General features: G+C 70.3%; 6 protein-coding genes and 1 riboswitch. Of the genes, 3 read left to right on the forward strand and 3 right to left on the reverse strand.

Going from position 1 to position 8,215, the window contains the following annotated elements; genetic code table 11:
• Positions 1-268: 268 nt before the first annotated feature.
• Entirely contained in the window at positions 269-820 is a 552-nt protein-coding gene (locus DSC45_RS01665) for a carboxymuconolactone decarboxylase family protein (protein ID WP_119286315.1), read from the reverse strand.
• Between the two features lie 89 nt (positions 821-909).
• On the opposite strand from DSC45_RS01665, the gene DSC45_RS01670 reads away from it, so the two are divergent.
• Complete coding sequence (locus tag DSC45_RS01670; RefSeq protein ID WP_119286317.1) at positions 910-2,343, forward strand: MocR-like pyridoxine biosynthesis transcription factor PdxR; 1,434 nt, start codon at positions 910-912, stop codon at positions 2,341-2,343.
• A 203-nt stretch (positions 2,344-2,546) separates the two neighbouring features.
• On the opposite strand, the gene rocD is transcribed toward DSC45_RS01670, so the two are convergent.
• Positions 2,547-3,764, reverse strand: a complete 1,218-nt coding sequence (gene rocD, locus DSC45_RS01675) for an ornithine--oxo-acid transaminase (protein WP_119286319.1) — start codon at positions 3,762-3,764, stop codon at positions 2,547-2,549.
• 151 nt (positions 3,765-3,915) lie between these two features.
• Positions 3,916-4,002: riboswitch (ZMP/ZTP riboswitch) on the forward strand.
• 30 nt (positions 4,003-4,032) lie between these two features.
• Between rocD and DSC45_RS01680 the strand changes: the two genes are divergently transcribed.
• Complete coding sequence (locus tag DSC45_RS01680) at positions 4,033-5,499, forward strand: glycine hydroxymethyltransferase (RefSeq protein WP_119286321.1); 1,467 nt, start codon at positions 4,033-4,035, stop codon at positions 5,497-5,499.
• A gap of 53 nt (positions 5,500-5,552) precedes the next feature.
• Here the strand turns inward: DSC45_RS01680 and DSC45_RS01685 are convergent, their stop codons facing one another.
• On the reverse strand, positions 5,553-6,413 hold the full coding sequence (locus DSC45_RS01685; RefSeq protein WP_119286323.1) for a hypothetical protein: 861 nt from the start codon (positions 6,411-6,413) through the stop codon (positions 5,553-5,555).
• Positions 6,414-7,376: 963 nt separating this feature from the next.
• Between DSC45_RS01685 and DSC45_RS01690 the strand changes: the two genes are divergently transcribed.
• Positions 7,377-8,021: a dihydrofolate reductase family protein gene (locus DSC45_RS01690; protein ID WP_119286325.1), complete on the forward strand. Its 645-nt coding sequence runs from the start codon at positions 7,377-7,379 to the stop codon at positions 8,019-8,021.
• Positions 8,022-8,215 lie beyond the last annotated feature (194 nt).

Raw genomic sequence — 8,215 nt, forward strand, 5'->3', positions numbered from 1 at the left:
GTACAGAGACGCGCTGCGCCGTGGCGTGCGGATGCCGGGCGTGCGGACTGTTGTGTCGTACGGGTTGCCGTGGTGTGCGGACTGGCGTGCAGTGCGGACTGTTGTGCCGTGCGGGCTGTTGTGCCGTACGGGTTGCCGTGGTGTGCGGACTGGCGTGCAGTGCGGACTGTTGTGCCGTACGGGCTGCCGTTCCGTGCGGATCGTGGTGCCGTACGGGCTGCCGTGGCGCGCAGAGCGCGTGCCGTGCGGACCGGCGTGCGGTGGGGCCTCAGTGCTGTGAGGCCGCAGGGTGGTAGTGGCCCGGCGTCATCCGCGTGGTGACCCCGAAACGGTTCCAGGCGTTGATCGCGGCGATCGCCGCGATCAGGTGCGCGAGCTCGGCCTCGTCGAAGTGCTCCGCCGCCTCCTCGTACACCGCGTCCGGAACGAACCCGTCCGTCAGGACCGTCACCGCCTCCGTCAGCTCCAACGCGGCCGCCTCGCGGGCCGTGTAGAAGTGCCGCGACTCGTCCCACGCCCCCAGCAGCACGATCCGCTCCACGGACTCGCCCTCCGCCAGCGCATCCTTGCTGTGCATGTCGATGCAGAACGCACAGTGATTGATCTGCGAAGCCCGGATCTTCACCAGGTGGAACAGCACCGGGTCGATCCCGTCGCGCACCGCCTTCTCCAGGCCGAGCATCGCCTTGTACACCTCGGGCGCCTGCTTGGCCCACGCCAGCCGTGCCGGCCGCTCGGCGGCGTAACCACCTGAACCGCTGACACTCGTGGCGGCAGCAGCCGTGCCGTTCCCCCCGCCGGGGGTGTCGTTGTTCGTCATGCTTCGACTCTACGAACCGAGTAACCCGAGGATATGGTCCATTTCTACGCCAAAACCTTGGGCCAATCCCGACCGGAGGCCGAACCGACGTGACCCGGAAACCACCGGCCCCTGCCCCCACCACGGACTCCGCCACCACGGCCGACCTCGGCGTCGACCTGCACCTCGACGTCACCGCCACCGGCCTACGCAAAGGCCTCACCGACTCCCTCCGCCACGCAGTCCGCAGCGGCCGCCTCGCCCCCGGCACCCGTCTCCCCTCCTCCCGCACCCTCGCCACCGACCTCGGCATCGCCCGCAACACGGTCGCCGACGCCTACGGAGACCTCGTCGCCGAAGGCTGGCTCACCGCCCGCCAAGGATCCGGCACCCGCGTCGCCGCCCGCGCCGTCCCCGGCCCCGCCGCCCCCGCCACTCCACGCAGAGCCCGCGGCCACGTCACCCACGACCTCAAACCCGGCGCCCCCGACCTCGCCCGATTCCCCCGCGCCGCCTGGCTGAAAGCCGCCCGCCGCGCCCTCACCACCGCACCCAACGAAGCCTTCGGCTACGGCGACCCCCGCGGCCGCATCGAACTGCGCACCGCCCTCGCCGACTACCTCGCCCGCGCTCGCGGCGTCCACACCGACCCCGACCGCGTGATCATCTGCTCCGGCTTCGTCCAAGGACTCACCCTCCTCGCCAACGTGCTCCGCACTCACCACGTACACGACATCGCCGTCGAGTCCTACGGCCTCCGCCCGCACCGCAACCTCCTCACCGACGCCGGCCTACGCCAGCCACCCCTCTCCTACGACGAACACGGCACCCGCGTCGACGAGTTGCCCACTCTCGAGCCGGGCGCCGCCCTCCTCACCCCCGCCCACTCCTTCCCGCTCGGCATGCCCCTCTCCCCGCAACGCCGCGCCGACGCCGTCGACTGGGCACGCCGCACCGGCGGACTGCTCCTCGAGGACGACTACGACGGCGAGTTCCGCTACGACCGCCAACCCGTCGGCGCTCTCCAAGGCCTCGACCCCGACCACGTCGTCTACCTCGGCACCGCCAGCAAAGCCCTCGCCCCCGGACTACGCCTCGGCTGGATGGTGCTGCCCGGTCGGCTGGTCGGCGAAGTCGCTGCCGCCAAGGGCGAGATCGACTGGTCCTGCAGCACCCTCGACCAGCTCACCCTCGCCGAGTTCCTCACCTCCGGCGCCTACGACCGCCACGTACGGGCCGGACGCCTCCACTACCGGCGCCGCCGCGACCAACTCGTCACCGCCCTCGCCGAACACGCCCCCGCCGTCACGGTCAGCGGCATCGCCGCCGGCCTCCACGCCGTCCTCGAACTCCCTCCCGGCACCGAGGAGTCCACCGTCCGTGCCGCCGCCTGGCAGCACCTCACCGTCACCGGCCTGACCGGCTACCGCCACCCGACCGCCTCCCTGCCCCCACGCGACGCCCTCGTCGTCGGCTACGGCACCCCACCCGACCACGCCTGGACAGGCGCCCTCGAAGCCCTGTGCGCAACGCTGAGACCCTGAAGCGGCCCCGCAGCCACCGGCCAGCCGCCTCCACAAGCGGCCTCGCAGCCACCGGCCGGCCGCCTCCACAAGCGGCCTCGCAGCCACCGGCCGGCCGCCTCCACACAGTCCACGCCCCTGCACACCGGCCGCCCCCCAACACACAGGCCGGACGGCCGGCCGGCCCGACGCCACACTCACGCGCCGAACCGGCCACCGCGCCCCTACGAGCCGGCCGAGTCCAGCAGAACCGCCCGCAACTGATCCAACCCCCAGTCCAGATCCTCCTTGGTGATCACCAACGGCGGAGCGATCCGGATCGTCGAACCATGCGTGTCCTTCACCAGCACCCCCCGCCGCATCAACCGCTCGGAAATCTCCCGCCCGCTACCGTGCACCGGATCGATGTCCACACCGGCCCACAGACCACGGCCCCGCACCGCCCGGACCACACCCGACCCGGCGAGCGACCCCAGCTCACGGTGCAGATGCTCACCCAGCTCCGTCGCCCGCTCCTGGAACTCCCCGGTCTGCAACATCGCGATCACCTCCAACGCCACAGCACACGCCAGCGGATTCCCCCCGAACGTCGACCCGTGCTCACCGGGCCGGAACACCCCCAGAACCTCCGACGACGACGCCACCGCCGACACCGGCACCACACCACCACCGAGCGCCTTGCCCAGGATGTACATGTCCGGCACCACGTCCTCGTGCTCGCACGCGAACGTCCGCCCCGTACGCCCCAGACCCGACTGGATCTCGTCCGCGATGAACAGCACATTCCGCTCCCGGGTCACCTCCCGGACCGCCCGGAGATATCCGGCAGGCGGCACCAGCACACCCGCCTCCCCCTGAATCGGCTCCAACAGCACAGCCACCGTGTTCTCCGTGACCGCCGCCCGCAACGCCGTGATGTCCCCGTACGGAACGATCTCGAACCCCGGCGTGTACGGACCGAAATCCGCACGCGCCTCCGCATCCGTCGAGAAGCTCACGATCGTCGTCGTACGGCCATGGAAGTTGTCCGCAGCCACGACGATCTTCGCCATGTTGTCCGGCACACCCTTGACGCGGTAGCCCCACTTACGGGCGGTCTTCACCGCCGTCTCCACGGCCTCCGCACCCGTGTTCATCGGCAGCACCATGTCCATGCCGCACAACTCCGCCAGCCGGGTACAGAACTCCGCGAACCGATCATGGAAGAACGCCCGCGACGTCAGCGTCACCCGCTCCAACTGAGCCTGCGCCGCGTCGATCAGACGGCGATTGCCGTGACCGAAATTCAACGCCGAATAACCGGCCAGCATGTCGAGATAGCGGCGGCCCTCGACATCCGTCATCCACGCGCCCTCCGCCGTGGCCACCACCACAGGCAGCGGATGGTAGTTGTGCGCACTGTGCGCCTCGGCTGATGCGATGGAATCTTCCGTACGAGACACGGGATCTCCGTTCGTCATGCGGCTCGGACGCGCCTGACCGGGCACCGGGATGACCGCGACGCGACCCTGGCGGGCGGGGTACCGCCCCATCCCTATCGTCGCTCGGATGCTGGACCAAGAAACCTCGCCCGGCACGCGCCGGTAAGCTGCCGGGCAGGGCCGTGACTGGCGCGCTTGGATGGGATCGACCATCGGGGAGCGGCCCGCCGACTGAGTGCCGTGCGCCTGGGCCGACCCGCGAACCACTCCGTCCGGAGGTCCGTCTGTCATGTCTGCCGTGCCAGAGCCCACCGAGGCCACAGCCGCCATCGCTTCCACCGCCTTCCGTAACGCACTCGATGTGATCCGCGGTGTCGAACCGCGCGTCGCCGACGCCATCGGCCAGGAACTCGCCGACCAACGCGAGATGCTCAAACTCATCGCCAGCGAGAACTACGCCTCGCCCGCGACCCTCCTGACCATGGGCAACTGGTTCAGCGACAAGTACGCCGAAGGAACCATCGGCCGCCGCTTCTACGCCGGCTGCCGCAACGTCGACACCGTCGAAGCACTCGCCGCCGAACACGCCCGCGAACTCTTCGGCGCCCAACACGCATACGCCCAGCCCCACTCCGGCATCGACGCCAACCTCGTCGCCTTCTGGGCCGTCCTCGCCCAGCGCGTCGAAGCCCCCGCCCTCGAGCGGGCCGGCGCCCGCCAGGTGAACGACCTGACCGAACAGGACTGGGAAACCCTCCGCCGCGACCTCGGCAACCAGCGCATGCTCGGCATGTCCCTCGACGCCGGCGGACACCTCACCCACGGCTTCCGCCCGAACATCTCCGGCAAGATGTTCAACCAGCGCAGCTACGGCACCGACCCCCAAACCGGCCTCCTCGACTACGAGGCCCTGCGCGCCACCGCCCGCGAGTTCCAGCCCATGATCATCGTGGCCGGATACTCCGCCTACCCCCGCCTCGTGAACTTCCGCATCATGCGGGAGATCGCCGACGAGGTCGGTGCGACCCTCATGGTCGACATGGCCCACTTCGCAGGCCTCGTCGCCGGCAAGGTGCTCACCGGAGACTTCGACCCCGTACCGCACGCCCAGATCGTCACGACCACCACCCACAAGTCCCTCCGCGGACCACGTGGCGGCATGGTCCTCTGCGACTCCTCCCTCGCCGACCAGGTCGACCGCGGCTGCCCGATGGTCCTCGGCGGCCCCCTGCCGCACGTCATGGCGGCCAAGGCAGTCGCCCTCGCTGAGGCCCGCCAGGACACCTTCCGCGACTACGCCCAACGCGTCGTCGACAACTCCCGCGCCCTCGCCGACGGACTCATGCGCCGCGGAGCCACCCTCGTCACCGGCGGCACCGACAACCACCTCAACCTCATCGACGTCGCCTCCTCCTACGGCCTCACCGGCCGCCAGGCCGAGGCAGCCCTGCTCTCCTCCGGGGTAGTCACCAACCGCAACGCCATCCCCGCCGACCCCAATGGCGCCTGGTACACCTCCGGCATCCGTATCGGCACCCCGGCCCTCACCACCCGCGGCCTGGGCACCGAAGAGATGGACGAGATCGCCGGCCTGATCGACACGGTGCTCTCCGCCACCCAGCCCGGCACCACCAAGAAGGGCACCACCTCCAAGGCACAGCACATCCTGGAGGAGAAGACGGCCGACGAAGTCTCGCAGCGCGCCACCGACCTCCTCAGCACCTTCCCCCTCTACCCGGGCATCGACCTCAGCTGACCGACCCCGCAACGGGCCGCCGAAGGTCATCGGGCACCACACGCACGGCCCCGTCAGTTGTCTATCAACTCCTGGCGGGGCAGACCCCGTTCGTCATCGTCACCACCGTCCCGCCTCCATCTGATCCGCTCCCTGCCCCCGGGCGCCCCACGCAATGCCTGGCGTATGGAGAGAGTGAGAGCCGCCCCCGCACCCGCGCCGGGTATCGCCCACCACCACCCCGTCAAGCCGTCAGCCACCGACCCCTCCGACTCCTGCCCGGATCGCTCGGCGGAGGACTCGGTCTTCCGGTCGGACCCGGCGCTCCCGACGCCGTCCTCACGCGCCGGCTCTGCCGTGCCACTCGCCACCGGCAGGGCCTTGTCCGCCTTCCCGGTGCCCCCGGGTGTATTGGTCGGCGGCGGACTCTCGGCCTTGGCGAGCGCCTGCTTGTCGAGAATCTTCAGACGGTCCAGGAGCGCCAGCAGCCCCTCCGGGTCCTTCGCCTCGTGCCAATAGGCCCGACCCGCGCCGTCCGGATCGCTCGACGTATGTATCCACACAGCGCCCGGAGCCCCGCGCGGCGGCGGATAGATCTGGTCCACCCGCTCGGGCCGGGTGTCGAGGACCATCCACGTGACATTGATACGGGGGCTATCCATCGAAGTGGCCAGGTTCGGCGCCTTGCCGGGCGCCGGAGCGGTGCCGGTCGGCGGACCGACCGCCTTCACCAGCTGCGCGTAGGCCCGGTCCGTGTAGTAGAGCGATGCCGTCTGCTCGTTGGTCGGGGACGACAGCAACACGCTCGTAGGACCGCCCGCCGTCGCGGGGCCCGCGGAGAGCAGCGTGAGTGCCAGCCCCGCCGTACACAAGGACAGCGCACCGGCCAGGCCGATCAGCCCGGCCAGGATGCCCCGAGTCCTTCCACTGCGCATACGTACCCACGTCCCTCACGTACTCGTCGACGGTCCGGGTCTGCGGTCGTGGTGCGGGCCGCGTGATCCCGGTTCACCTCTGGTACACCGCTCGGACCGTCGAGGTTCCGAACTCGGAGAAAGTTTCCGACAGTTGCCGAACGGGACGGTACGGTGCACCCTCCCCGGGCCCCACCCCTCACAGCGGCCGGCCTGGATTCCCCACGTCGGCCGATCGGGACGCCACGCTCGACGGTTCAGGCGGTCGGCGCCATTCGCCGTGGCCGACGAACGTTCGCAACAGGGTGGTGTCGAGCGGAGGACGAAAGGGCCCTGGGCCGCCTGGTGGCAGGGATGGCCGCGCTGGGTGGCCTGGACGTTGAGCGGTCGGTCGTTGGTCTCTGGAGGCGGTAACTCGAGGGTGTCCGGGCCGGGTTGGGCGGCAGTGGGGGTGGGGGTGGGGGTGGGGGTGGCGGTGCCGGCGACGCCGACCGCGGGGCGGTGGAGCTGTACGGGCTGCGGCTCGCTTCGCGGACGCTGCCTCGGGTCGCCTGTGGGCCGGCCGGAGTCTCCGCGCTCAGCCTGCTGATGGAAGTGATCACGCTGATGCTCGGCCAGAGAGCGGGCCGCCGACCGCCCCTACGTGCCCGGGCCGCCGGCCGCCGCTCCGGGGCTCGTCCAACTCGTTGCCAGTGCTGGGACGCCGACCCTTGTCCCGTACGCGGCGATGAGGCCGGTACCGGAATGCGGCGGCAACGTTTGCAGGGGACACCGCTGAGGATCTGCCCGAGATCTCGGAGCGGAACGGCGCCTCGGGGATCTTCCTCACCCCTCGCGTTCCAATCCGCGGTCGGAGGTCACCGCAGACACCGAGCCCCTCACGCGCGCCGAGCTCGCGCAGCAAGTCCGGCCGCCGATGATTCTCTGTGCCGTGGACGGTCTACCCGCCACCGACAACACATCGACAGCAAGAGGAGAAGCTCAGTGAGTCAGTTGCTGCGCGTCCAGAACTTCAATGTCTCCAGCGACGGATTCGGCGCCGGTGCGGGCCAGAGCCTCGACAGGCCGTTCGGGCACGCCGACCCGGGGAACATGTTCAGCTGGGCCGGAGCCACCGCGAGCTGGCCCAACCGCACGGACCCCGGAGGAAGCCGTGGGCTCGACGACTACTTCACCCGGGACTTCAGCCACAACATCGGGGCCGAGATCATGGGCCGGAACAAGTTCGGCCCCCAGCGCGGCCCTTGGGAGAACCACGACTGGCAAGGCTGGTGGGGCGACGAACCGCCCTTCCACACCCCCGTGTTCGTCATGACCCACCACACGCGCCCTACCTTCACCCTCTCCGACACCACCTTCCACTTCACCGACGAGGAACCGGCCGAAGTCCTCGAGCAGGCCCGACAGGCCGCGCACGGCAAGGACGTGCGCCTCGGCGGCGGGGCCCGCATCATCCGGCAGTTCCTGGAAGCCGATCTTGTCGACACCCTGCACGTGGCGGTGTCGCCCGTGAAGCTCGGCTCCGGCTCCCGGCTCTGGGAGTCCCCGGACGAACTGCGCGACCGCTTCCACCTCGACGTCGTCCCCAGCCCGAGTGGTGTGACGCACCACCTGTTCTGGCGGAAATGACCCATCCCCTTCGCGCCCGTCACCTCCTGTGAGCCGAAGCCGAAGCCGAAGCCGGAGCCGGAGCCGAAGCCGAAGCCGGAGCCGGAGCCGGAGCTGAAGCCGCAGTCGGAGCGCCTCGCCCCCCCCGCCACCGAACGCGGCCGCCCTCGCGCTCACGCCCCCGCCCCCGCCTGCGAGGTTTCCCTGCGTCTCAG

This window comes from Streptomyces sp. YIM 130001, assembly GCF_003574445.1.
In the GTDB taxonomy this organism is placed as follows: domain Bacteria; phylum Actinomycetota; class Actinomycetes; order Streptomycetales; family Streptomycetaceae; genus Streptomyces.